A 24,044-nucleotide genomic window follows, 5' to 3' on the forward strand; every position below is an offset into this window, starting at 1 on the left:
TCAGTTAACTTAAAAACTCACCAAACACACCTTGAAAAGATAACTTGATTTAAGATAACTAATTGATTAATAATAAAATACAAATTCATGCTTAACTTGTAACCAAACCAAGCTAAAACCTGATGGTTATTGAAGTTTGAGCGTTTTTCAATAAACTATTCACAGAGTTATCCACAGGCATCGGGGATAACTCTCTAAGTATAACCGTTATAAACTTTTTTCAATAATCAAGTAAAAATTTCATGATTAAAATACGTTTTTTTTATTGATTATTTCTATTTTTAATACTGATTTTAATAGCTATTAACTAATGATTACTTAAGTGTCTCAATTTGGTATTGATAGCTGAGATCGAAATTAGGAACAAAAGTTAAACGATGAGTGATACATTTTGGCGCATCTTCGGCATGATGCGACACAAACAATAATTGCGTGTTTCCTTCCTTGATTAATCGATCTATCCAACCTTTGACTAATTCTCGGTTAAGATGATCTAATCCTTGCAATGGTTCATCTAAAATCAGCAAGGTTGGATGTTTAACTAAAGCACGAGCTATTAGCACTAATCGTTGCTGCCCCCACGATAGAGATTGAAAAGGCTTATCAGCTTGTGTGTATAATCCTAACAATTTAAGCCATTCATCGGCTAGCTTTGCTTGTTTATCGCTTGTGGCTTGATAGACACCAATTGAGTCAAAAAAACCCGAAACGAGTACTGTTTTAACGCTGGAACTGACACGATAATCAAGGTGTAAACTACTACTAACATAGCCAATATGCTTTTTAATGTCCCAAATAGTTTCACCTGAACCTCGTTTACGACCAAATAATGTTAGATCATTACTGTATCCTTGAGGATGATCACCGGTAATTAAACTTAATAGCGTTGATTTACCTGCACCATTAGGTCCAACTATTTGCCAGTTTTCACCCGCTTTTACCCGCCAAGTTAACCCATCGATAATAGCTTTATCATCGTAATGGACATAGCCATTATTTAAAACCACACGATCAATTTCGTTGGATAATGCAGCGGAAGGCACATCTGCATCAGGTAAAGGTACATTGGGTAAGCTTTCTAGATCAGCTAGCTGTTTAACTGTTTCGTCATTTAATATTGTTGCTTTGCTACCAAATTTCAAGAGCTGACAGTCAACAAGCAGACCAATATCTTCAATAAAAATGGGAATTTCATTAAAACGATTTAATACTAATACGATTGTTACCCCCTGTTTAGACAATTCACCAAGCTTATCGGCTAAATTTTCACGCGATAAAACATCTAAACCCTCAAAAGGTTCATCTAAAATTAATAAATCGGGATTTGACATTAACGCTTTGCAAATTAGCGTTTTTCGTGTTTCACCTGTTGACAAGTATTTAAATTTTCTAGTCAGCAGCTGACTAATACCAAACTGTTTAGCCAACTGTAAACATCGCTCTTCATCTGTTTTAAATTCCTGTATGATTTGCGATGTCGTTAATCCTGTATCATTTTCGCCTTCACTGAGCATATCAGTATTATTGCGCTTCCATTCTTCATCGACCAACTTTTGTAATTGTTCAAAAGAAATATACGCTATTGATTCAAACTCATTAATCACATTACCCGATAGCAACGGTTGTTCACCGGCTAATGCTTTAGCTAAAACTGATTTACCGCTGCCATTACGCCCAACAAAAGCAACACTATGCCCCTGATTGATGGTTAATGATTCGATAACAAAAACTTTATGATCATTAATTTTATAGTGTGCGTGTTCAATATGTAACATAAATACCTCAAATTAAACTAATGTAGCAACAATAATATGCTGAGGATCAATTGATATTGTCAGCTTTTTGCCTGCAACTAATGCATAATCTTTAACTGTATTCGTTAATTTACTTGCATAAAGCATCATACCTGATGCTAAACAAAAGGCAATTTCAGTCCACTCACCATCTGTTGTGACTTTCTCAACTGTTACTGATAAACAATTTTCAAGCGAATCATTTAATTCAATCAAGGGAGCTTTAATTAACAGTAGCACAGTCTTGTCCATAGTTAACTTTAACCTTTCGAGACTTTTGTGAGTTATATAAGCTTTTAATTCCGTTTGATTATCGCCAAGCAAAACCGTAATAAAACCGGCAATGTTATTGGTCTCAATCCGTTTAACACTGCCATATAATTGATTACGTGCACTGGTTTGTAATGATAATTTTGCCGTAGCTTTTAAAATATCATCCAGGGGAACGTTATCATCACTTAAAATATTAAACGCGTTATGCTGTATGTGAGTCAAAAGATCATAAAGTTGAATAAATCTGACGGCATAAGCACTGAGTTTGGTTCCCCCACCATTTTTACCTCCAGTTATCGTTATCAAAAATGGCGTAGGCGCTAAACGATTAATTTCGCTTATTGCATCCCAAGCTGTTTTGTAGCTTATGCCAATTGATTTGGCGGCTTGGCTTAAAGAACCGGTTTGGTCAATGGCTTTAAGTAATGCTATACGCCTTGGATCAGTAAATAATTGCTGATTTGAATTTATAGTTAATAAAATTTCTGGAGAAAAGCTCATGACACCACCTTGATAAACTGAAAAACATCTTATTCAGATAATTTCAATTATTGTAGACGTTTTTTCAACGACCTTCAAAAAACTTACGTCAAGTGAATTATGTTCTTTTCAACGATCTCTTAGATCAATTATATAATTAAGTTATTGTGAACAATCCAATTTACAATCATTAACTTATGATTAAATCTGGAAAAGGTTTATCAATTTATCGATATATTTTATTTTATATAACGGAAAGTTTATTATAATATGATGCATCTGATGAGTGAGCGATATAATAGCGGTTTTAATTATCGATTTTTATGTTAAATCTTAGTTACCGCTTTACGCATCATCATCAATTTACAAAATTACATAAGTTATTTTTAGCGTGAGGGATATGATGAAAACACGTATTAACATTTTTTTAATGATAACAACCTTATTAACCACATTTTCCACTTTAGCTATTGAAAAAGTAACCCTATTTGCAGCGGCATCATTAACCAATGCGATGCAAGATATTGCAGCTGAATATAAAACAAATCACAAAAATCAGGAAATTATATTTTCGTTCGCTTCGTCATCGGTATTAGCCAAACAGATCGAACAAGGTGCGCCCGCTGATATTTTTATGTCAGCAGATCAAAAATGGATGACTTATTTAATAGAACATAATTTAGTTAAAAACAAAGAAGATTTACTTAAAAATTCTTTAGTATTAATCGCACCAAAACAGTCAAAATTAGAAAAAATCGATATTAATAGTAGCACTGACTGGAATGCAATTTTACCTAAAACAGAAAGATTAGCGATTGGCGATCCTGATCATGTTCCGGCTGGATTGTATGCCAAAGAATCCTTAACTTATTTAGGTGTATTTGATAAATTAGCTCCACAATTTGCACCAGCAAGTAATGTACGTGATGCGTTAATGCTGGTTGAACGTAACGAAGCTGCATTAGGCATTGTATATAGCACAGATGCAAAAGTTAGTGATAAAGTCAAAATCATTGGTGTTTTTCCTGCTAACTCATTTGATCCTATTGAGTACCCAATAGCATTGTTAAAACCCGAAGCGAAAGAGTTTTATCAATATTTAAAATCACCTGAAGCTAAACGCATATTTGAAAAATATGGTTTTGTAACAAAATAATAAAAATCATGATATTGACCGAATATGAATGGCAAACACTGCTACTGAGCTTAAAAATCGCGGGGGCTGCAATTTTATTCAGTTTACCAATTGGTATTTTGACTGCATGGATTTTAGCTAGATGCCAATTTTTAGGTAAATCACTTTTTGATAGTATTGTGCATTTGCCTCTAGTTTTACCCCCTGTCGTTTTAGGTTATTTGCTGCTAATAACCATGGGACGACATGGCTTTATAGGGGAGTGGTTAAGTTATTATTTACAGATAAGCTTTAGTTTTAATTGGCAAGGTGCCGCATTAGCATCGGCAGTTGTGGCATTTCCATTGATGGTTCGCTCCATTCGTCTAGCAATTGAATCCATCGATTTACGTTTAGAATGTGTTGCTCGAACATTAGGTGCAAATCCATTAAAAGTATTTATAACAATTACGCTACCATTAGCATTTCCTGGCATTTTAATGGGGATTGTATTAGGTTTTGCAAGATGTTTAGGTGAATTTGGTGCAACTATTACTTTTGTTTCTAATATTCAAGGTGAAACGCGAACACTACCGCTTGCTATGTATACGCTGTTACAAATGCCTAATGGCGAACATGCTGCATTGAGGTTATGTATAATATCCATTGTGTTGTCTTTGGCGGCACTATTTTTATCCGAAATGCTCAATCGTTGGCACAAGAAGAAATTATTTGGATAATGAGTTATGTTAGAAATAGATGTAAAAAAACAACTATCTTCCTTTGCATTTGAATTTAAACACTCAATACCTTGCCAAGGAGTGACAGCAATTTTAGGCGTATCAGGCTCGGGAAAATCAACTTTAATAAATCTTATTAATGGACTGATTAAACCTGACCATGGCAATATCTCGCTTAACCAAGTGACGTTGGTTGCCACCACTCAAAATATTTTTATTCCGCCTGAAAAACGAAACATTGCGACCGTCTTTCAAGATGCTTTGTTGTTTCCTCACTATAAGGTGTTGAAAAACTTAACTTATGGTATAAAAAAACTTAGTTCGCAAAAATTAGATGAAATGATTGAAGTACTTAATATTGGTCATTTATTAAATCGTTATCCTGCCATGCTATCTGGCGGAGAAAAACAACGTGTTGCTATTGGACGAGCGTTATTAACTAACCCACAATTATTATTAATGGATGAACCATTATCAGCCCTGGATATGCCGAGAAAAAAAGAGCTGTTAAGTTATATCGACCAGTTAATTAATGAAATAAAAATACCCGTCATTTACGTCACCCATAACATAAATGAAGTTAAGCGTATCGCCAACTATGTATTAATCTTAGAACAAGGCAAATTAAGAGATTTTGGCGAAAAAGATAGCATTTTACAAACTGATTATTTAAAAGAGTGGTTATAAAGTTTTAAAATATTACTGTTCGCTTCTTGCTTAATAAAAGATATACCGTCATGCCAAGCCCCAAGGACCAGACGAGTTACTGGCTGATTGTTAATAAAAAAATGATGAGTTGCCGGTTTATGCGTATGACCATGTACCATTATGTTAGCATTATAATTGCTCATCATGTTTTCAACGGCATCTTGATTAACATCCATAATATTTTCTGACTTGATTTGATTATGTGCACTGCTTTCTTGACGTAGTTTACCTGCTATTTTTAAACGAATACGAAGTGGCAATAATAAAAAAAGGGTTTGTAACCATTTTTTATGCATTACTTTACGGAATTTTTGATATTGTGGATCATCAAGACATAACACATCACCATGCAAAAATATAATATTGCTATCTTGATTAGGTAAACAATTAATCTCTGGCAATATTGTCATATCACAGGCATTAGCATATTTTTTACCTAATAAAAAATCACGATTACCATGTACAAAATATTTTTTTATATGTCGGTTAGAAAGTTCATTTAGCGCATCGGCAATTTTACTATGTAAGATTGAATTGACATCGTCTCCAATCCAATAGTCAAAAAGATCACCTAAAATATAAAGTTCACAGTGATCGGGTAAACTGTCTAAGAAAGATAAAAAACCTGCTGTTATATCAAAATGATCGTGAGCAGGTTCATTATCAGTAAGATGAATATCTGCAATAAAATAACGAGTAGGATTATTCAACCGTTACACTCTTGATAATCACATCTTCAACAGGCACATCGGAATGCATGCCACTTCGACCTGTTTTGACTGCTTTAATTTTATCTACCACATCCATACCATCAACAACCTGCGCAAATACACAATAACCATAACCATTTACATCAGGTGATCGATAATTCAAATAATCATTATCCACTACATTAATAAAAAACTGTGCAGTCGCTGAATGAGGATCAGAGGTGCGAGCCATCGCTAAAGTACCCCGATCATTTTTCAGACCATTATCAGCTTCATTTTTAATAGGTGCTTTGGTTTTTTTCTGTTTCATACCGGGTTCAAAACCACCACCTTGAATCATAAAATTATTAATCACACGATGAAATACAGTGTTGTTGTAAAAACCCTCTTTGCAATATTCAACAAAATTTTTAACCGTTTCTGGCGCTTCATTATCGAAGGTTTTAATTTTAATATCACCTAAAGAAGTGTGAAATATAATCATAAAATGTTCCTTATTTCCATTTTTTTAATGTACATCTACCAATCCAAAATTCATCGAATCTATCAAATCAATGACTAAATTTTTCACATGCTTCAAGGGTGTTACTCATAAGCATAGCGACAGTCATAGGGCCAACACCGCCTGGAACTGGCGTTATCCATCCAGCTCGCTCAACGGCAGTTTCAAACTCTACATCACCAGCAAGCTTACCATTTGGTAATCGATTAATACCAACATCAATCACTATTGCACCTGGTTTTATCCACTCACCTTTTACATAATTAGCTATTCCAACACCGGCAACAACAATATCAGCATTGCTTACATGTTTAGCTAAATCTATAGTACGGCTATGGGTAATAGTCGTTGTACAACCTAATAATAACAGTTCTAATGCCATTGGCCGCCCAACAATACTCGACGCGCCTACAACCGTAGCATTCAGCCCAGATAAATTGACGCCTGTTGATTGTAACATTTTCACGACGCCATAAGGCGTACAAGGACGTAAAATTGGGTCTCTTTGTAGTAAATGTCCGATATTATATGGGTGAAAACCGTCAACATCTTTACTTGGATGGATCCGTTCAAGGACTTTAGTTTTATCGATATTATCAGGTAACGGAAGTTGCACTAAGATACCATGAACATCTCTACGCTCATTGAGCTCGTCAATCAGTGTTAACAAAGCTTCGGTCGTTGATTGAGGAAAATCATAAGCAAATGATGCAAAACCAACTTCATCACATGCTTTTTGTTTATTTTGCACATAAATTTTTGAAGCCGGATCCGAACCAACTTGGATAACAGCAAGTCCAGGAATAGATAATCCTTTAGCGACGCGTTCTTTTACTTTATTTGCAATGTCATTTCTAATTTGCTGAGCTAACTGTTTGCCATCAATTATACGTGCTGTCATAAATCTCTATGTCTTTCATTCTATCGTTTAAGATAGGCTATTTTCGCAAAAGTTTGTATCAATGTCTATTGACTTATTTATCAATGCTCGAGTTCGCTTAATATTTGCTGATATTGATTATTTATATCAGTAATAACTGAACAAATATGGGCATCAAAAGCCTTAAGTTTTGGCTTTTGTGCTTTCCATTCATTTTTTGAAATTTCATTGATTGTGGCATAATTTTGAAAGAAGTTAAAATTGACTAGACTCCCCCCCACAACATTATAAAAAATTCGTTGGCCTATCTCTTCGCCATCTTTTTTCAAATTATTAAAATTTTGATAGTGAAATTCTGTTCTACCATTTTCCGTAATAATCGACTGGTGTAACAATTTTACTAATCTTTTGTATAATTTATTTAATTCACTTTGTAACTTACTATCATTGCCAAGCTTATTTTTAATCGCATTTTCAAAACTAAATTTAACGCTAGACAACATAGTTAAAGCCTGCTGTTCAAGTTGTGGTAGCTGTTGCCTAATATTCTTTTGAAACATTAACGCCTGTTTTTGTTGTTGTGCATTTAGCAAAACGGGGCTTTGATTGAGCTCGACATTTCCATTAGATAAAATAGTTAGATCACTATTTTTATTGAAAATTCGCACATTTTTTTCAGTTATAGTAATATCATAATAGGGTTTAACAGCGCATTCTTTTTGTTTAGCTACGGCGATAACTGGGAATATTAATAGAATTAACAATAATTTTTTTAACATATATACCCACTATTTAATAAGTTTACTGAATAAAAACTTTACGTTTGATACAGATTGAACACAAACGCATAAACCAGATGCCATTTTATATTAAGCTACTTGAAATATCATTTTTAATAGATAGTTTTCGCAAAATGAAACCGATCAAAACAGACAAATATTAATCTATTTTTATGTTAAAAAATCTCGCCTAAAATCAAAATGACTGTCGACTACATGAATAATTTTTAATTTTGTGGCGTTGATGTTTTATTTTAGTACAACTTATTTCATCTAAAGTATAAAATTCACGTTAAACGCAATAACGCTCAAATTGACATATAAATAATCAATCTGATGTTAATTATTAAATTTGAGGTTCTATTTACTTTCAAAATTTATTATCAATAGATATAATCTATTTAATTAACTATGTTTAAGTGCTTTTTTTTCTATCAAAATTCAGTATAGTGAAATAAACTTAAATAAATGATTAGAGGTGAAAAATGTATACTGTAATTTTTGGCCGTCAGGGCTGTCCATATTGTTCAAGAGCTAAAGAATTAGCTGAAAAGTTATCACAAGAACGTGATGATTTTTCTTATCGTTATGTTGATATAAACGAAGAAGGCATTACTAAAGAAGATCTGTCTAAAAGCGTGGGTAAACCTGTCGAAACCGTTCCACAAATTTTCATTGATGAAAAACCAATTGGTGGTTGTACAGATTTTGAAGCTTATGCAAAAGAGCATTTGGGACTTTTTAAAGAATAAAAAGTAATCTACTAAAATAAAAGCCACAGTTTGTGGCTTTTATTTTATCGACCGGGAAGCTTTTTCCAAGTGACTTCATTGCGCAAATAGGTCGGTTCAACATCCTCTACCGAAACCCATTCATTGTTTTGCCATTTTTGTTGAGCTAAAACAACCAAATCTTGAGCATGGGGTAATAGTATATCACTTTGCTTGATAGTGTTTATCATATCAGGATAGGTTTGCCAGCCGGTTCCCGCACTGTAGGTATCGCTACTAAGATTTTCTACTTTGTCAAAAACGCATTTAGGTGCAATTACGCATTCTGGAATCATAGCTTGCCATTGATTATGCTCATAACGGTATTGCCCTAAATACACCTCACTCATTCTAGCATCAATGGCGGCTAAAACGTGCGTTGCATGATTGGTTCGATAAGCACCTTGAGCTAAAGTCATTAACGTTGATACCCCTATCATGGGTTTATTAATGCCTAATGCTAACCCTTGAGCAACACCAATACCAATACGTACACCCGTAAAACTACCCGGCCCTTGTCCAAACGCAATTGCATCAATTTGTGACAGGGAACAGTTAGATTGTTTAAGAATATTATCAATCATCGGTAAAATTTGTTTGGTATGATCGCGGGCCGATATTTTAAAATCGTGCGTAATTTCATTACAATAGAGTAAAGCTACTGAACAAGCTTCTGTTGAGGTATCAATGGCTAAAATAGTACTCATGTTTTTTCCAATTTTTTATCCGTTAACTTTTTTTAATAAAAATTCTTTAACTTTGTTTATATCACGTGTTCTTGGTGATGGTGGTAAACTGTTAATAAATGTTGCACCATAAGGTCGCATAACTAAACGATTATCACAGATTATAATTGCACCGCGATCATTATGATGACGAATTAATCGCCCTACGCCCTGTTTTAAAGTAATCACCGCTTCAGGTAACTGCACTTCGTTGAAGGCATCACCACCTTGCATTTGACAATCTTCCATACGGGCTTTAATTAACGGATCATCAGGTGATGTAAAAGGGAGTTTGTCAATAATAACACAAGACAAAGTATCTCCCCTAACATCAATTCCTTCCCAAAAACTACTTGTTGCAATTAATAGTGCATTACCACTGTGGATAAATTGATCTAACAATTTGATTTTACTGGTTTCACCCTGTACTAAAACGGGGAGTTTTGTCAATTCTCGAAACTGTTTAGCTAAAGCATGCATCATTGCATATGAAGTGCATAAAAAGAAGCAACGCCCTTTGTTTGCTTCTATGACTGGCAATAAGATATCAACTAATTTTTCAGCATTTCCTTGTTCATTTGGCGATGGAATATAACGAGGTACACATAAAACCGTTTGATGTATATAATCAAAAGGACTTTCTAAAATAAGTGAATCGGCATCGGTTAAACCTAAACGTTTAGTAAAATAATCTAATTGATTATTGACAGAAAGCGTTGCTGAAGTAAAAATCCAACTGCCTTTACGTTCTGCTAATAGTTCTGTAAATTTATCCGCCACCGATAATGGCGTTAAAGCAAAAACAAAATAGTTATAACTACTTTCATACCAATAACTGAATCCTGTTACATCGGTTTGCTGTAATCGCTTTAATAACATGCTGTATTGACCGACTCTTTCAAAACAGTTATCTAATGTTGAAGAACGTCCAACAGCCAATTGCAATACTTCATGACAAAAAGTTAACGCATCAATGAGATAAGATAATTCTTTTTTAACGTCTTCTTGATGAAATAAATAACGCAAATTACCTTTTGGCGATTGCTGATTAATTGCTAGACGTAAATCTTGAGTACATTTTTGTAATTTATCTGCACATTGTTGTAGTTGCGACATATCTTTTACTTCAGTGCGATAAGTGAGGTTAATTTCTTTAGCAAGATCAAAAAGTTGACGACTAGTCAATTGTTGGCCAAAATAGTGACAAGCCAGATCCGGCAATTGATGAGCTTCATCAAAAATCATAACATCGGCTTTAGGAATCAATTCGCCAAATCCCGTGTCTTTTACAACAACATCAGCCAAAAAGAGATGATGATTAACTACAACTACATCAGCATTTAACGCTCGTTTACGGGCTTTAACAACATAACAATCATTATAATGTTCACAATCACTTCCTAAGCAATTATCATTAGTGCTGGTTAATAATGGCCAAATCAGATTGTCTTCAGTTACAGTTGTACATTTGCTAATATCACCATCTTTAGTTTTAATCGACCAATTTTTAACACGGGCTAAGTCAACCCTTAACGTTTTATCAAGGTCCCCCGCGGCAGCATATTGATGATATAAACGTTCCAAACAAAGATAATTAGCTCGACCTTTAAGCAATGCTATTTTACCTGTAAAATTTAACGCCTTTTTGATAATTGGCAAATCTTTACTATATAACTGTTCTTGAAGATTTTTTGATCCAGTAGATAGAATAACTTTTTTATCACTACGAAGAGCGGGAACAAGATAAGCAAAAGTTTTACCGGTTCCTGTGCCAGCTTCAACTACAAGAGAGCGTTGTTTTTTTATTGATTCCGAGACTTTATTGGCCATATTGCGCTGCGGCTCTCTTGCCACAAAACCATCTATTGCTTTCGCCAGTAAACCATTCTCGGCAAAATCATCAACCACTTAACATGCACCTACTAATGAATAAGATAAGTTCAACACATCAATAAAATTAAGAAAAATATTTCAGGAATAACGTCAGAATAAAATGATTTCATCATCAAAATTATGATGGATTTATTGTAACTGAATTGAACAACTAACGACTAAAATAAGTTGTATACTATACCAGTAACCACCGAAAAAAGATATATCTAACCATGGTCGGTAATAGATACGCTATTTTAATATAATAAAATATATAACTATTACTCACTCATCGAATAACCATAAAAAAATCAACTTTTAAAACTGTAATCCTGATTTACCGTTAAAACCAATAAAAAAATAGTATATTATTTTTTTAATTTTGTTTTTAAATAAATAAGATAATGTTTAATTCCCGCCAAATATTTTTTTTGCTTGAACATCAACCGAGAGTATGCCCGAATTGATGAGGTCTTTTTATTGTTATAGGGGATTAAAGAGGCATTTTTCCATGGTGATTTTTCTAAATAATAATCAAATAATTTAGATCGATAAGGTTCATGCCAAGGTTTATTTTTAGTAATGTAATGAATTATTACCGTATTGTCTTGCACCATAGCATCTTCATTTCCATTAATTGATAATGCTAATAGATTATTAAATCTATTTTCTAATATCACTCTTCGTTCACCTATAGCAATATTTAATACATCTTGGTCTGGAAATTGATATTTTTTACCACTATTTAATAATTGTAATGTTTTAGAGGTAATATTTTCCTGACACCATAACGGAATATTAATTAACATGACACCTGAATTAAAATAAGAACCAAAGGCAATATTATATTTAACGCATTGAGACTCTTGCATATAAGCGACATCGGCAACAGAAGCAATAATTGCCGAATCTAAATTAGTTTCATTGATAAATTCCAAAGACTTAAGACAAAGTGTATCACTATCAATATAAAGTAATCTGTCAGTGACATGTTTCAAAATCATAGGGGCAATTAATCGAACACATGCAGAAATTGGAAATTGCTCTGTATTTTTATGATCAACTTGAAAATGATCATTGATAACATATTCAGTTATATTAACGTTATTAGAGTTTATTGAAGCAAATTTTTTTCTATTTCCATCTGAAATACTGTGTGTAAACAAATGAAAATGAAGCTGATATTTTTTATTATTTTCGATAACTGAAATAATATTTACACCAGCAGGTAAGGCATAATTATCATCAAAACATAAAAGAATATGTAATACATCTTCATTGTTAATAAAGTTAGATAATAATTCATTTTTTGTAGTAATAAATTTATCAACATCAATCACAAAATAAACCTTTAGTGTTTTTTAAAAGCTTTATGTTTTAAATACAATAAATAATATTTAAAAGCTGAAAAATATTTATGCTCCTTAGCAAGCATTTTGGCATAACGTCTTGTTGTCGACGGTGCATTCTCATTGGCTAGTAATAGTTTATCATTTGCCCAAGGTGATAATAACAGATACTGTTGATAAAGTGGCGTTAGATACAATCGATACCAAGGTTTATTGCCGGTAACATAATGAATAATAACAGAACGTTGTCCAACTAAATCATCCTCTTTTCCACCAACAGTGAGTGCAGTTATATTATTAAATCGTCGAGGTAAAAATACTGTTTTACCTTTCATTAAAATGTTCAATACATCCTGATCAGCAAACTTATAGACTTTACCGCTATTTATCATAGTAAATGCTTTATCGGTTAAGTTGTTTTCTACCCACATATCTGTATTGATATAAATCATACCCGCATTAAAATATTCGCCATAAGTAATATTACATGCAGTGCTCTGTTTTTCTTGAGTCTTATCTACATCAGGCACCACAGCTGAATATTTATTATTTAAATCTGTATTGATTAATTCATTAAGATTATCAGTGCAAAGCACATCACAATCTAAATATAACACTCGAGAAGTCACTTTGTTCAAAATTTGAGGAACAACAAAGCGCAAACAAGTCGATGCTGACACATGTAAAACCAATGTGTCGGGATTAATTGAAAAATCATCACTAATTTCGTAATAAATGATAGAAACATTTGTTTTTTTTAATTCATTAAATTTTAGAATTTTTTCATTTGAAACATGATTACCAAATAAGTGGAAAACTAGATTTTTATCGGGGTTATTTACTATCACTGATGACATTGCAATGCCAGCCGGCATAGCATAGTTATCATCAAAACAAAAAGCGATGTGCAAAGTGGGTAAAGATTCGAGGGTATTGTTGAATAATGTTGTCATTTTACTGACAAAAAGATTTTCTTTCATCTTATACTGTTTTTTAGGTTATGGAGAAATAACTAAAAATATTGTAACATACCTTAATCTAAACTATGAATATATAATTAATTTTATAATTTAATAACTGAATGAAGTGAACTATATAAAGTAAAATCCAATATGGACAAAGAAATTATCAACATTGCTTATTGTACAGATTCTAACTACTTGGAACATGTATCAGTTTCAATAAAATCCATTATTTTAAATAATTTAACTGAAAAACTTCAATTTCATGTTTTTTTATATGATGTAAAAAATGAAGATATCGAAAAACTAAAAAAAACATCTTCTCTAATTACTATTTATGAAATAAAAAAAGATGAAATGAATCAATATCAGCATAAATTTTCAACAAGCCACATCTCAAATTCAACTTTCATTCGTCTCATGGTCCCTAGGTTGTTGTCAGGTAAAGTCGATAAATTACTATATCTTGATGCTGATGTATTATGTTTTTCAAATATCTCTGCTATTAATAAAATTAATATTAACAATATTATTTGTGCCGCAAGTTTAGACTCAATGCAAGAAAAACAAGATCCTAATGCAATTCGATTAAATATAAAATCTAATAGTTATTTTAATGCTGGCGTACTTTACATTAACATTGAAAATTGGATGAAATTTAATGTCGAAGATAAAACAAATGAGATATTGTATAAAAATAAAGATTTAAAATATGCCGATCAAGATGCCTTAAATATTGTGTTACAAGATCACATAAAAATAATTGACGCTAAATGGAATTATTTATTTACTTGGATGACAGATAAACAAAAAGAGACTTTTTTCGATAATAAAGAGACATTACCTTACTTTATTCATTTCACGGGCCCTAGAAAAATGTGGTACATCGAGCATGAAGGTTTGTCACAAAATTTATATCAATTCTATAAACATTTCACGCCATGGAGTAATGATGTCTTAAAATCTTACAAAAATAAAATGAGAGCGGTTGATTATAGAGTTTATGCCAAACAATTGTTTCGAAAAGGGGCGATAGTTAAGGGAGTGAAAAGTTACATAATGTATTTATATAAAAAATTAAATCGTCATTAAATTAAGGAAAATGTAAAAAGGTTATATTTCATGCCCAAAATAAAGAGTCTAAATATCATAATTCTAACAAAACAAAATTTTCTTATTTTTATATACTTTGCAATTATTTTTGCCACATATTACATAATAAATGTCGATAAATTAAAAAATTTTAGTTATACGTTTCTAGTTTATTTTCTGTTTTTATTTATTTCCCCGAAAGTTAAGTTAATAAGATTAATGATATTTGGGTTATTCAATTTTATTTTAGGCATTGAACTATTTTTTAATTTTCGATATGGCCATATCACTGAATCACTTTTGAAAACGGCTTTGGAAAATGATACCAATCAAAGTTACTTAATGATTCAACATGAATTTTTTGCAATCATACTACCCGCTTTTATTTTTTCATTCACTTATACCTATTTTATTTTTAATAAAATAAAAATATCTTTAAAAAATAGAATATTATATTGATCAATAATTTGTGTCTGTTGCTTTTTCTTGTTTAAAAACACTCTATACTACTATTTATCAGATAAGCGACATGTTGTTGAATTTCAGGTCGATCCTTTTTTTTCAATAAATAAATCTGTACGTGTAAAATACCCAGTAGTAATTGGTAATTCGATTATTTTAGTCATTGATTATTTGGGTTTTAGCGAAAAATATACAAACGTCATTGAGCACGAAAACTTTAATCATTCAATCGTAAATTTACATAATGAAAATACATTTAACAAATATAAAAATATTATTTTCATTTTAGGTGAATCAGCCTATAAAGGGCGACATAGCATTTATGGATATAATAAAAATACAACACCAGAAATGCACAATATTTTTACTCAATCAAATAGCTGCATAGTACCAGAAGTTCATTCTCCTGCTTCTATCACTTGAGATTCAATCCCTATGTTATTCTCATTCGCCAAACCAAATGACGAACAACCATTACTAGAAGTAAAAAAATATAATAGAAATGGCGAACAATCAAAGCTATAAAACATCATGGATATCAAAAAATGGTGAATCAGGACCCCATAGTAGTAAATATTCAATTATTGCCAAACTAAGTAATATATTTGTAGAAGATTTAAAAGACGATCTAGAGTTACCTAAACAATTAATTGAAACCAATTTTCAAAATAATGAAAAAAATTTCATTGTCGTTCACTTAGCTGGGAGTCATAAACCTTACAAACTTGGGTATGATGAAGTTGATAAGATAAGTTTACCTGATGGCGATGATTATGATCGAACAATTCACCATACAGATCGAGTCATAAAAGAAATTTATACCATTTTAAAAGAAAAATTAGATGATTTTATTTTAATTTATACACCCGATCATGGCGAAATAGTTAACTTGGGACATGGATTATTGAGAAAATCCAAAGAATTTAGTAACCAATTTGAAATTCCACTAATGATATATTCATCTTATGATAATTATCCTTGTCAGGAAACCGAAAGTTACCGAAATGAAAACAAAACGATAAATACATCTAATCTTGTTTATTTATTAAGTAATTTACTTGGTTATTCTGTAAATATTGATCCATCCTTTATTAACAAAGATCTAATATTATCAGTAGATGGGAAATCTTACGAATATAACGACATTATAAAACAATACCAACCCTAGTATTGTTTTATAATGAATTTATTAGATAGTAAAATTTTAAAGCCGTTGCTATTTTACCCTTCTTAAAATTATATTTAGCAAAATGGCGTAGCCATGATCTTTTTAATGCCAAAGGGCGTTTTGTATCACGCCATGGAGATAAATTAAAATACTTTTTGAATAAATTAGAATCAAATGTTTGGTACCAAGGTTTATACCCTGTAACATAATGTAATAAAACTGTATAGGGTGCGATTAATTGCTCTTCTTTACAAGAAACACTTATGTGAATTTTCGTATTATATTTTATAGGTAAGAGGGTTGTTTTATTTTCTAATAAAATGTTTAAAACATCTTGATCGGCAAAACGATAGATATTTCCATCATTTATCATTTTCATACATTTTTCAGTAAGATTATTTATTGCCCACAGTTGGGTATTAATAACCAATACTCCAGCGTTAAAATATTTGTCAGAGTTGATGGAATATAAATCTTTAATCGCATTTTTCATTACACTATCATCAGAGACAACACCAGCAATATTGTTTGCAAGATCTATATGAAACAATGTATTCATTGATTTTAAACATAAAATATCACTATCCATATAGATAAACTGTTTAGTTTGTTCTTTTAAAATATCAGGAATGATAAATCTAACACATGACATAATGGATAAATAATTTAAAACCAATGTTTCCGAATTAATTTGAAAATTATCATTCAAATAGTATATTTTTATACAACAAGTGTCACTAACTAGTCGCTTGAATCTTTCTATATTATCCGGTGATATTGTATTTACAAATAGATGAAAACATAAACAAACATCAGGGTTATTACAAATGACAGAGGAAATAGTTACTCCCGCAGGCATTGCATAATTATTGTCGAAAGCTAATGCAATATTAATGATTTCTGAATTTTTTTTGTTTGTTTGCGAAAAAACTTGTACTTCACTAATATATTTTTCTGAATTAAACATTTATTATTTTTTTGAGAAGGATTTGTTTTATTTTAAATAAAATGTAGCTATGTGTAAATTTATTTAATATTATCAATATTTAAATTTATACTACTTAATAAAAAAATTTATACCTATATTTTAAGAAAAATTAACTATATAATTATTAAATATTTTATTACTAGATTAAATTACATGCTTGATGCCAATGACTTCATTGATGAAATAAAACCACTTATTAATAATTGTAATCCAGAATATCCAACTTTACATATTGCCTTAGGTTTTGACAATAATTATGCACTACCAGCGGGAGTTGCAATATTGTCTGTAATTAAAAATACTCCAAATTATAATCTTAATTTTCACCTTTTTATTGATAATGTTTCTGATGCAAATATATTAAAATTTAAAGAGTTAATATTTGATAATGTATCAATTACACTTTATTACTTAAATAATAATTTTATTATCAATCCCAAAACATTAGTTTTGCATATTCCAACGGTATCAACTTGTATTCGCTTTATTATGCCAAAACTTCTCGTTTCAGTAACGGATCAATTAATTTATCTTGATAGTGACATAATTTGTTTACAATCATTAAATAAAATAACTGAATACAATATTGACAATTATATTGCAGGCGTAATTAGTGATACTAAAGATATGCAGCAAACTATTAGCAAAATGTATAATATTGATTCAACAAAATACTTTAATGCTGGAGTTTTGTTAATAAATACCAAGAAATGGTGTGAAGAAAATATTTCTGAAAAAGCACTAACTATGATAAATGATGGAAATATTTATAAGTTTGCCGATCAAGATGTTTTAAATATTTTACTGGAAAATAAGACACTATTATTACCAATAAAGTTTAATACTAAAATAAAAATTTCTATCGATGCCCATCAGGAAAAAGAGATAAGGCCCTATACTGTTATATTACACTATATTTCACAAAATAAACCTTGGTATAAAGTCTATCTTTCTGAAATTTTTAACGACTATTTAGCTCTCTCTCCCTGGAAAGATGAGCCATTACCTTTAAGTGGTGATAGTTCATCAATTAGAAACTATGCTAAATATCTATTTAAACAGAAATTCTATTCAAAATTTGTTTATTATTATATTATCTATTTAAAATATAAATTATTTCTTAAAAAGTAATTATCTGACCGAATCTTATGATTAATAAAACCATTTGTCTTTCTATAATTATACCTTGTTATAATGTTGAAAATTACATTAAAGATTGCTTAGATTCTTTGATTAGCCAATCTTATGTATCTAAAGAGGTTATCTGTATAGATGATGGTTCTACTGACAATACAATCTCAATTCTTGAAAAATATGCATCATGCTATGAGTTTATCAAAATTTATAAACAAACAAATCAAGGGGTAAGTGCAGCTCGAAATAAAGGGATTGAATTAGCCACAGGTGAATATATCTTATTTATTGACTCTGATGACATCCTAAATCCCGATTTACTGAAATATTTCGAATTATCACTAAAAACAAATCCACAGTTGGAGTTATTTTATTTTGATTACACAGCTTTTACAGATAAAAATATATTAAAGTTAGAACATATAACAGGCATAGAAACAAAAACATTTGAATCAGGTATTAGCTTGTTAAATTATCTTTTAGAAAGAAAAAATTACTCTGGTGTTGTATGGCGTTATATTTTTAAAAGACAATTAGTTACAGAAAAATTTATAGAAAAAAATCATGAAGATCATTTATTTTCTCTTTCGATTATAACAAAAGCAAAAATTTCTCATTATCTAAAGAATAAGATGGCATATTTTCATCGTATAGGTCATTGTTCACTGTCAAATCTAGGTGTAGACAATCTTTATACTAATACTCTCAGAAGCGTTTTACATAAATGTATACAAAAAATTACTACATTACCTTTATCTGCTATTGCTACACGTAACTATATATTAGTTATGAATGCTACTTATTTAGAAACAGTATTAAAATCAGAGAAATTTATTAACAAAGACGAAAAAGATAACTTGATTAAGGAATTAGGTTTATTGAAACTTCTCATACGCATTTATATCAACAACAAATCTAACATCATTGGTAATATTTGTTTTATTTCAAAATTTTTAAAACAGCACCATTGTTCAATATCAACAAAAATAGCATTATTGAAATGCGCTATATCCAAACAGCATCCCTGTTCGGATATTAAAAACAACTACAAACAATATTGTTCATTGGATAAATTTTAATAAAAGCGAGTTCAAACCAACACAATAAGATCAAAAAAGACGTACATTACTCGTTGAAATTACTTTTATGCAACCTTGTATATGTACCATTAAGGCTCAATAACTCTGAATGAGTGCCTTTTTCAATAATTTTACCATCATTCATAACCAATATCTCATCTGCATTTTCAATAGTTGATAATCGATGGGCAATTACAATAGCTGTCCTTCCTTTTTGCAGTTCATCTAAAGCTTTTTGGATCGCACGTTCTGATTCAGAATCTAAAGCCGATGTTGCTTCATCAAGAATTAAAATAGGCGTATCGCGTAATAATGCTCTTGCTATAGCAATACGTTGACGTTGACCACCTGACAATAAAACACCACTTTCACCAACCTTTGTGTCAAAGCCATTTTCAAGGCCCATGATAAAATCATAAGCATAGGCTTTCTTAGCTGCTTCTTCTATTTGTTCTTGAGAATATATTCCTAGCCGTCCATAAGCAATATTATTAGCAATTGTATCGTTAAATAAATGAACGTTTTGAGACACTAATCCAATCTGATTTCTTAAAGAGTAAAGAGTATAGTTTTGTATATTAATATCATCAATTAAAATATTTCCTTGAGATACATCATAAAAACGGGTTAATAAACTGGCTATTGTAGTTTTTCCTGATCCTGAACGCCCCACTAAAGCAACAGTTTTACCAGCAGGGACAGTAAAACTAATATCATTTAAAGCCAATTCATTTCTTGTTTCATAACCGAATGATACGTTTTCAAAAACTATATTACCTTCTACTCTTTCAACATCTAAAGTCCCGCGATCATTTTCTACAGGTTGCTCTAATATTGCAAACAACGTTTGACACGCAGCCATACCTTTTTGGAATCCAGCATTAACACTAGTTAAGCTTTTTATTGGTTGCATTAAAGCAACCAATGAGGAAAAAACGACGGTGAACTCACCTGGAGTGATATTCAAATCTGGATTACTCGCAGTTAATAAAACAAATGCAATAGCAAATGAGATTACTAACTGCACAATCGGTGTTGATAATGCTGATATTGAAACTAAACGCATTCCATCACGTCTAAATTTATTACTTACTTTTTCAAAATTTTTCGATTCTTCGTCCTGTGCACCAAATATTATAATTTCTCTATGCCCTTTTAGCATTTGCTCAACAGACATAGTGACATTACCCATCGAATTTTGCATATTTTTGGCTAATCGCCGAAATCTAACAGAGATATAAGTGATTAAAGCAATTACAATCGGGGTAATGATAATCAAAGATAGTGATAACTGCCAACTATTATAAAACATTGTATAAAACAACCCACAAATAAAGGCTGATTCACGAATTATTGTAATTAAAGCATCTGATGAAGACGCTGCGACTTGGTCAGTATCATAAGTAATTCTTGACAACAATCTACCTGTTGAATTTTGATCAAAATAACTAACTGGTGCATCAACAAAATGGCTAAATAATTTTTGCCGAATTTTCATCACAATTTTACCAGAAACTAATGATAGAAAAATGGAATAACCATAATTAGCAATCCCTCTCAACAAAACTAAAGCAAAAATATAAAAAGGTGCCATAAATAAAAATTCTTGATCATTCATAGAAAAACCGAGATCAAGTAATGGTCGTAATAATGCAATTAATGAAGTATCAGCAAAAGCACTAGCAATCAGCAAAATAACAGATAAAAATAAGATAAATTTATGTTCTGCAATAAATGGCCATAACTTTAAGAAAGTTCTCAATGTTGATGAATCTTTATCTATTTCATTTATATTTTGTTGTGTCATATTCAATATTATCTTTTGTTTATTCTAAGAATTAAATTGCATTTTATGCATTTGAGCATAAATTCCATTTGCGGACATTAATGATTGATGATTTCCATCTTCTACAACCTTACCATCATCGATAACTAATATTCGATCTGCTTTTTCAATAGTAGATAAACGATGAGCAATAATAATTGATGTTCTATTTTTTTGTAAAATATCTATAGCATCTTGAACCAATCGTTCAGATTCATTATCTAATGCTGAAGTTGCTTCATCTAAAATTAAAATTGGATTATTTCGTAATAAAACACGTGCTATTGCAATTCGTTGTCGTTGCCCACCGGATAACAAGATACCGTTATCTCCGATCTCGGTATCAATTCCCTTATCCAATTTATCAATAAATTCAATTGCATTAGCTAGCTTTGCTGCTCTAATTATATCTTCTTTACTGTAAAGATGTTTTTCACCATAAGCTATATTTTCAGCAATCGTTCCATTAAATAAATGTACATTTTGAGAAACATAACCAATTTGGTTGCGTAATGATCTTAATGTATATTGTTGAATATTTATAGAATCCATTAGAATTTCACCTATAGATACATCATAAAAACGTGGAAGTAAGCTTGCAATGGTGGATTTACCTGCCCCTGAACGACCAACAAGAGCTATAGTTTGACCGGCTTCAATCTTTAACGAAAGATTATTCAGCGCTGGGGCATTCCTTGTGGGATAGGTATAGGTTACATTTTTGAACTCAATATTTCCTTTAATTTTATCGGCAACAATACTACCGCGATCCTCTTCTAAAGGCGAATGCAAAAGATCAAATAGTGATTCGCAAGCAATTGCACCTTTTTGTAATTCAACATGCAAGCTTGTTAATTCCCTTAATGGCCGCATAACCGCCACCATCGCTGAAAAAACGACAGTAAATGAACCTGGCGTAATATCAAGATGTTGACTAGCAACTAAATAAAGTATAAAGCCTAATCCTAAAGTAGCAACTAACTGAATGATAGGAGTTGACAATCTTGAGACTAACTCTATTTTGAGCATACCACGCCGAACACCATCTGTAATATAATTAAAGTTACGTTTTTCATATTTTTGAGCATTAAAGATTAAAACCTCTTTATGTCCCTTCAGCATTTCATCAGTTGCTGTAGTAATTTGTCCCATTCCTTGTTGCATGGAAGCGATGGTTTGTCTAAACTTTTTAGCTATATATTGAGCTATTAAGATAACTAATGGAACTAAAATAATAAGCACTGAAGCCAATTTCCAACTACCATATAGCATAACAATACATAATCCTATTGCATAAGCTATCTCTCGAATAAGAATAATCAGTGCATCGGAAGAAGCTTTTGATAACATTTGAGTATTAAAAGTTATAATGGAAACAAGATCACCAACGGATTGCTTATCATGAAAACTGGTAGGACTTTTAATTAAATGATCAAATATCATCTGTCTAAAATTTGTTATTACTTTACCTGATAACCACGAAAGGCAATAAGTAGATGCGTAATTAGAAATTCCTCTTAATCCGATTAAGCCAATAATACCAAAAGCAATAGCTATCAGTAGAGCATAATTTTTTCCCATTAGCCCGTTGTCAAGTAATGGTTTAGTTAATGATATTAAAGTAGCATCGGTTGCGGCATTTAGTAGTAACCCCAAAATAGCTACGAACAATGCTTTTTTATAAGGTTTAATGAATGGCCAAAGCTTTTTAAGAGCCGTGTAAGAGTTATATTTTTGAGACATTGCGAACACTATGACGTAATAACAATTGAACTTATTATACTATAAATGTAACTATTGAAGTTAGCTTTATTAAAAATTTCGTATTTATAATTAGATAAACAATGATTAAAAAAAAGTTTTTATCTCCACATTAGTTATATTTAACAATAAAAAAACTATAGAGTGGAAATTTAAATGTCCATATAAAATTATATTATAATTAACAAGTTAAGGTTAGAAGTTAGAACTATTAATAATTGAGTTAGTTATTATTTAATGCCAAATTTTATTAAACAGATGATTAATCGGCTAATCTAGATATTTAATATAAATAGCAGATATAAGGAAAGATACAAACAAGGCAATAAAAATTGTCATGCCATAACCAATAACTTCGCGGGTGAACGGATATTTATCCCAAAATAAACGCTCAAATATTGCATGAGACCAAAAACCGATATCAGAATGAATTAAATATAAAGGATAAGTCATCGCACCTAAAAACTTGATCAAATTATAATATTTGCCTACACCATTTAAGTTAGAAGCATACCAAACTAACGAGACTACCCAAACAGCAGAAAGTAAAAGAGCAACATGTGATACTTGATAGTGGAATAAATTGATAGCATCAGTATTATTAAAATACACCATTCGATTATAAATTAATATCGTGCTAAAAAGAATCAATATAATATCTGATGGCTCACATTTATTTTTTCTCATGTTAAAAATAACAATACCGGCTACAATATGACCTGCATATTGTGTAAGCAGGACATAATTAAAGTTGAATTTAAAACAAACTGATTAATAAAAGATATGATAATCCAAATGAAGCATATTTGATTTTTGTATCTTTTCCATAAATCCAATTGCATCATAATAAAAACTAAAATATAAAAAGCGACTTCAAT

General features: G+C 31.0%; 23 protein-coding genes. 9 read left to right on the forward strand and 14 right to left on the reverse strand.

What is annotated here, in order from left to right; genetic code table 11:
• Positions 1 to 314: 314 nt before the first annotated feature.
• Together modF and J3U57_RS03415 are read right to left on the reverse strand one after the other, a co-directional pair.
• Positions 315 to 1,775: a molybdate ABC transporter ATP-binding protein ModF gene (modF, locus tag J3U57_RS03410; RefSeq protein ID WP_267343800.1), complete on the reverse strand. Its 1,461-nt coding sequence runs from the start codon at positions 1,773 to 1,775 to the stop codon at positions 315 to 317.
• Positions 1,776 to 1,787: 12 nt separating this feature from the next.
• Positions 1,788 to 2,567 (reverse strand): TOBE domain-containing protein, encoded by a 780-nt coding sequence (locus tag J3U57_RS03415; RefSeq protein WP_267343799.1) that lies wholly within the window; start codon positions 2,565 to 2,567, stop codon positions 1,788 to 1,790.
• 379 nt (positions 2,568 to 2,946) lie between these two features.
• Here J3U57_RS03415 and modA point away from each other — a divergent pair, with 379 nt between their 5' ends.
• Genes modA through modC form a run of 3 tightly spaced genes read left to right on the forward strand, consistent with a single transcriptional unit; the run spans position 2,947 to position 5,087 of the window.
• Positions 2,947 to 3,702 carry a molybdate ABC transporter substrate-binding protein gene (modA, locus tag J3U57_RS03420; protein WP_416379560.1) on the forward strand — a complete coding sequence of 252 codons (756 nt, stop codon included), beginning with the start codon at positions 2,947 to 2,949 and terminating at the stop codon, positions 3,700 to 3,702.
• 8 nt (positions 3,703 to 3,710) lie between these two features.
• On the forward strand, positions 3,711 to 4,400 hold the full coding sequence (gene modB / locus J3U57_RS03425) for a molybdate ABC transporter permease subunit (protein WP_267343798.1): 690 nt from the start codon (positions 3,711 to 3,713) through the stop codon (positions 4,398 to 4,400).
• Positions 4,401 to 4,406: 6 nt separating this feature from the next.
• Positions 4,407 to 5,087 (forward strand): molybdenum ABC transporter ATP-binding protein, encoded by a 681-nt coding sequence (gene modC, locus J3U57_RS03430; protein WP_267343797.1) that lies wholly within the window; start codon positions 4,407 to 4,409, stop codon positions 5,085 to 5,087.
• Here modC and J3U57_RS03435 read toward each other — a convergent pair.
• The 4 genes from J3U57_RS03435 to J3U57_RS03450 all read right to left on the reverse strand — a co-directional run bounded on the left by J3U57_RS03435 (position 5,066) and on the right by J3U57_RS03450 (position 7,979).
• The gene (locus tag J3U57_RS03435) at positions 5,066 to 5,818 is read right to left on the reverse strand and encodes a UDP-2,3-diacylglucosamine diphosphatase (protein WP_267343796.1); all 753 of its coding nucleotides are present in this window, start codon (positions 5,816 to 5,818) and stop codon (positions 5,066 to 5,068) included. The two genes, modC and J3U57_RS03435, sit on opposite strands and share 22 nt — an antisense overlap.
• Complete coding sequence (gene ppiB, locus J3U57_RS03440; protein ID WP_065634976.1) at positions 5,811 to 6,302, reverse strand: peptidylprolyl isomerase B; 492 nt, start codon at positions 6,300 to 6,302, stop codon at positions 5,811 to 5,813. The genes J3U57_RS03435 and ppiB overlap by 8 nt, the downstream gene beginning before the upstream one ends.
• 67 nt (positions 6,303 to 6,369) lie before the next feature.
• On the reverse strand, positions 6,370 to 7,221 hold the full coding sequence (gene folD, locus J3U57_RS03445; protein WP_267343795.1) for a bifunctional methylenetetrahydrofolate dehydrogenase/methenyltetrahydrofolate cyclohydrolase FolD: 852 nt from the start codon (positions 7,219 to 7,221) through the stop codon (positions 6,370 to 6,372).
• 80 nt (positions 7,222 to 7,301) lie between these two features.
• Positions 7,302 to 7,979 (reverse strand): DUF2884 family protein, encoded by a 678-nt coding sequence (locus tag J3U57_RS03450; RefSeq protein WP_267343794.1) that lies wholly within the window; start codon positions 7,977 to 7,979, stop codon positions 7,302 to 7,304.
• A 485-nt stretch (positions 7,980 to 8,464) separates the two neighbouring features.
• On the opposite strand from J3U57_RS03450, the gene J3U57_RS03455 reads away from it, so the two are divergent.
• Complete coding sequence (locus J3U57_RS03455) at positions 8,465 to 8,731, forward strand: GrxA family glutaredoxin (RefSeq protein WP_065634979.1); 267 nt, start codon at positions 8,465 to 8,467, stop codon at positions 8,729 to 8,731.
• 44 nt (positions 8,732 to 8,775) lie between these two features.
• Here the strand turns inward: J3U57_RS03455 and tsaB are convergent, their stop codons facing one another.
• The 4 genes from tsaB to J3U57_RS03475 form a co-directional block, all read right to left on the reverse strand.
• The gene (gene tsaB, locus J3U57_RS03460; RefSeq protein WP_267343793.1) at positions 8,776 to 9,456 is read right to left on the reverse strand and encodes a tRNA (adenosine(37)-N6)-threonylcarbamoyltransferase complex dimerization subunit type 1 TsaB; all 681 of its coding nucleotides are present in this window, start codon (positions 9,454 to 9,456) and stop codon (positions 8,776 to 8,778) included.
• Positions 9,457 to 9,471: 15 nt separating this feature from the next.
• Positions 9,472 to 11,382, reverse strand: a complete 1,911-nt coding sequence (locus J3U57_RS03465) for an ATP-dependent DNA helicase (RefSeq protein WP_267343792.1) — start codon at positions 11,380 to 11,382, stop codon at positions 9,472 to 9,474.
• Between the two features lie 332 nt (positions 11,383 to 11,714).
• Positions 11,715 to 12,686, reverse strand: a complete 972-nt coding sequence (locus tag J3U57_RS03470; RefSeq protein ID WP_267343791.1) for a glycosyltransferase family 8 protein — start codon at positions 12,684 to 12,686, stop codon at positions 11,715 to 11,717.
• A gap of 11 nt (positions 12,687 to 12,697) precedes the next feature.
• Entirely contained in the window at positions 12,698 to 13,675 is a 978-nt protein-coding gene (locus J3U57_RS03475; RefSeq protein ID WP_267343790.1) for a glycosyltransferase family 8 protein, read from the reverse strand.
• A 132-nt stretch (positions 13,676 to 13,807) separates the two neighbouring features.
• On the opposite strand from J3U57_RS03475, the gene J3U57_RS03480 reads away from it, so the two are divergent.
• The 3 genes from J3U57_RS03480 (at position 13,808) to J3U57_RS03490 (ending at position 16,379) form a co-directional block, all read left to right on the forward strand.
• On the forward strand, positions 13,808 to 14,749 hold the full coding sequence (locus tag J3U57_RS03480) for a glycosyltransferase family 8 protein (protein WP_267343789.1): 942 nt from the start codon (positions 13,808 to 13,810) through the stop codon (positions 14,747 to 14,749).
• A 486-nt stretch (positions 14,750 to 15,235) separates the two neighbouring features.
• Entirely contained in the window at positions 15,236 to 15,634 is a 399-nt protein-coding gene (locus J3U57_RS03485; protein ID WP_267343788.1) for a hypothetical protein, read from the forward strand.
• A 79-nt stretch (positions 15,635 to 15,713) separates the two neighbouring features.
• Positions 15,714 to 16,379: a sulfatase-like hydrolase/transferase gene (locus tag J3U57_RS03490; protein ID WP_267343787.1), complete on the forward strand. Its 666-nt coding sequence runs from the start codon at positions 15,714 to 15,716 to the stop codon at positions 16,377 to 16,379.
• A gap of 7 nt (positions 16,380 to 16,386) precedes the next feature.
• On the opposite strand, the gene J3U57_RS03495 is transcribed toward J3U57_RS03490, so the two are convergent.
• The gene (locus J3U57_RS03495; protein WP_267343786.1) at positions 16,387 to 17,346 is read right to left on the reverse strand and encodes a glycosyltransferase family 8 protein; all 960 of its coding nucleotides are present in this window, start codon (positions 17,344 to 17,346) and stop codon (positions 16,387 to 16,389) included.
• A 174-nt stretch (positions 17,347 to 17,520) separates the two neighbouring features.
• On the opposite strand from J3U57_RS03495, the gene J3U57_RS03500 reads away from it, so the two are divergent.
• Together J3U57_RS03500 and J3U57_RS03505 are read left to right on the forward strand one after the other, a co-directional pair.
• Positions 17,521 to 18,498 carry a glycosyltransferase family 8 protein gene (locus J3U57_RS03500; RefSeq protein ID WP_267343785.1) on the forward strand — a complete coding sequence of 326 codons (978 nt, stop codon included), beginning with the start codon at positions 17,521 to 17,523 and terminating at the stop codon, positions 18,496 to 18,498.
• A 17-nt stretch (positions 18,499 to 18,515) separates the two neighbouring features.
• Positions 18,516 to 19,580, forward strand: a complete 1,065-nt coding sequence (locus tag J3U57_RS03505) for a glycosyltransferase (RefSeq protein ID WP_267343784.1) — start codon at positions 18,516 to 18,518, stop codon at positions 19,578 to 19,580.
• 46 nt (positions 19,581 to 19,626) lie between these two features.
• Here J3U57_RS03505 and msbA (J3U57_RS03510) read toward each other — a convergent pair whose 3' ends face one another.
• The 3 genes from msbA (J3U57_RS03510) to J3U57_RS03520 form a co-directional block, all read right to left on the reverse strand.
• A complete protein-coding gene (msbA, locus tag J3U57_RS03510) occupies positions 19,627 to 21,387 on the reverse strand; it encodes a lipid A ABC transporter ATP-binding protein/permease MsbA (RefSeq protein WP_267343783.1) in 1,761 nt (586 codons plus the stop codon).
• Between the two features lie 24 nt (positions 21,388 to 21,411).
• Complete coding sequence (msbA, locus tag J3U57_RS03515; RefSeq protein ID WP_267343782.1) at positions 21,412 to 23,148, reverse strand: lipid A export permease/ATP-binding protein MsbA; 1,737 nt, start codon at positions 23,146 to 23,148, stop codon at positions 21,412 to 21,414.
• 288 nt (positions 23,149 to 23,436) lie between these two features.
• Entirely contained in the window at positions 23,437 to 23,853 is a 417-nt protein-coding gene (locus tag J3U57_RS03520) for a hypothetical protein (protein WP_267343781.1), read from the reverse strand.
• Positions 23,854 to 24,044 lie beyond the last annotated feature (191 nt).

Origin of the sequence: Gilliamella sp. B3464, from assembly GCF_026536145.1 — a bacterium.
Taxonomy (GTDB): Bacteria; Pseudomonadota; Gammaproteobacteria; order Enterobacterales; family Orbaceae; genus Gilliamella.

Bases quoted from the DNA above. Each gene is read 5' to 3' on its own strand.
- J3U57_RS03520 (WP_267343781.1), bottom strand. From the start codon at position 23,853: ATGAGAAAAAATAAATGTGAGCCATCAGATATTATATTGATTCTTTTT.
- J3U57_RS03475 (WP_267343790.1), bottom strand. From the start codon at position 13,675: ATGAAAGAAAATCTTTTTGTCAGTAAAATGACAACATTATTCAACAAT.
- J3U57_RS03500 (WP_267343785.1), top strand. From the start codon at position 17,521: ATGCTTGATGCCAATGACTTCATTGATGAAATAAAACCACTTATTAAT.
- modA (WP_416379560.1), top strand. From the start codon at position 2,947: ATGATGAAAACACGTATTAACATTTTTTTAATGATAACAACCTTATTA.
- J3U57_RS03415 (WP_267343799.1), bottom strand. From the start codon at position 2,567: ATGAGCTTTTCTCCAGAAATTTTATTAACTATAAATTCAAATCAGCAA.
- J3U57_RS03480 (WP_267343789.1), top strand. From the start codon at position 13,808: ATGGACAAAGAAATTATCAACATTGCTTATTGTACAGATTCTAACTAC.
- modB (WP_267343798.1), top strand. From the start codon at position 3,711: ATGATATTGACCGAATATGAATGGCAAACACTGCTACTGAGCTTAAAA.
- J3U57_RS03490 (WP_267343787.1), top strand. From the start codon at position 15,714: ATGGCGAACAATCAAAGCTATAAAACATCATGGATATCAAAAAATGGT.
- J3U57_RS03505 (WP_267343784.1), top strand. From the start codon at position 18,516: ATGATTAATAAAACCATTTGTCTTTCTATAATTATACCTTGTTATAAT.
- modC (WP_267343797.1), top strand. From the start codon at position 4,407: ATGTTAGAAATAGATGTAAAAAAACAACTATCTTCCTTTGCATTTGAA.
- ppiB (WP_065634976.1), bottom strand. From the start codon at position 6,302: ATGATTATATTTCACACTTCTTTAGGTGATATTAAAATTAAAACCTTC.
- J3U57_RS03495 (WP_267343786.1), bottom strand. From the start codon at position 17,346: ATGTTTAATTCAGAAAAATATATTAGTGAAGTACAAGTTTTTTCGCAA.
- J3U57_RS03455 (WP_065634979.1), top strand. From the start codon at position 8,465: ATGTATACTGTAATTTTTGGCCGTCAGGGCTGTCCATATTGTTCAAGA.
- msbA (WP_267343782.1), bottom strand. From the start codon at position 23,148: ATGTCTCAAAAATATAACTCTTACACGGCTCTTAAAAAGCTTTGGCCA.
- tsaB (WP_267343793.1), bottom strand. From the start codon at position 9,456: ATGAGTACTATTTTAGCCATTGATACCTCAACAGAAGCTTGTTCAGTA.
- J3U57_RS03450 (WP_267343794.1), bottom strand. From the start codon at position 7,979: ATGTTAAAAAAATTATTGTTAATTCTATTAATATTCCCAGTTATCGCC.
- folD (WP_267343795.1), bottom strand. From the start codon at position 7,221: ATGACAGCACGTATAATTGATGGCAAACAGTTAGCTCAGCAAATTAGA.
- msbA (WP_267343783.1), bottom strand. From the start codon at position 21,387: ATGACACAACAAAATATAAATGAAATAGATAAAGATTCATCAACATTG.
- modF (WP_267343800.1), bottom strand. From the start codon at position 1,775: ATGTTACATATTGAACACGCACACTATAAAATTAATGATCATAAAGTT.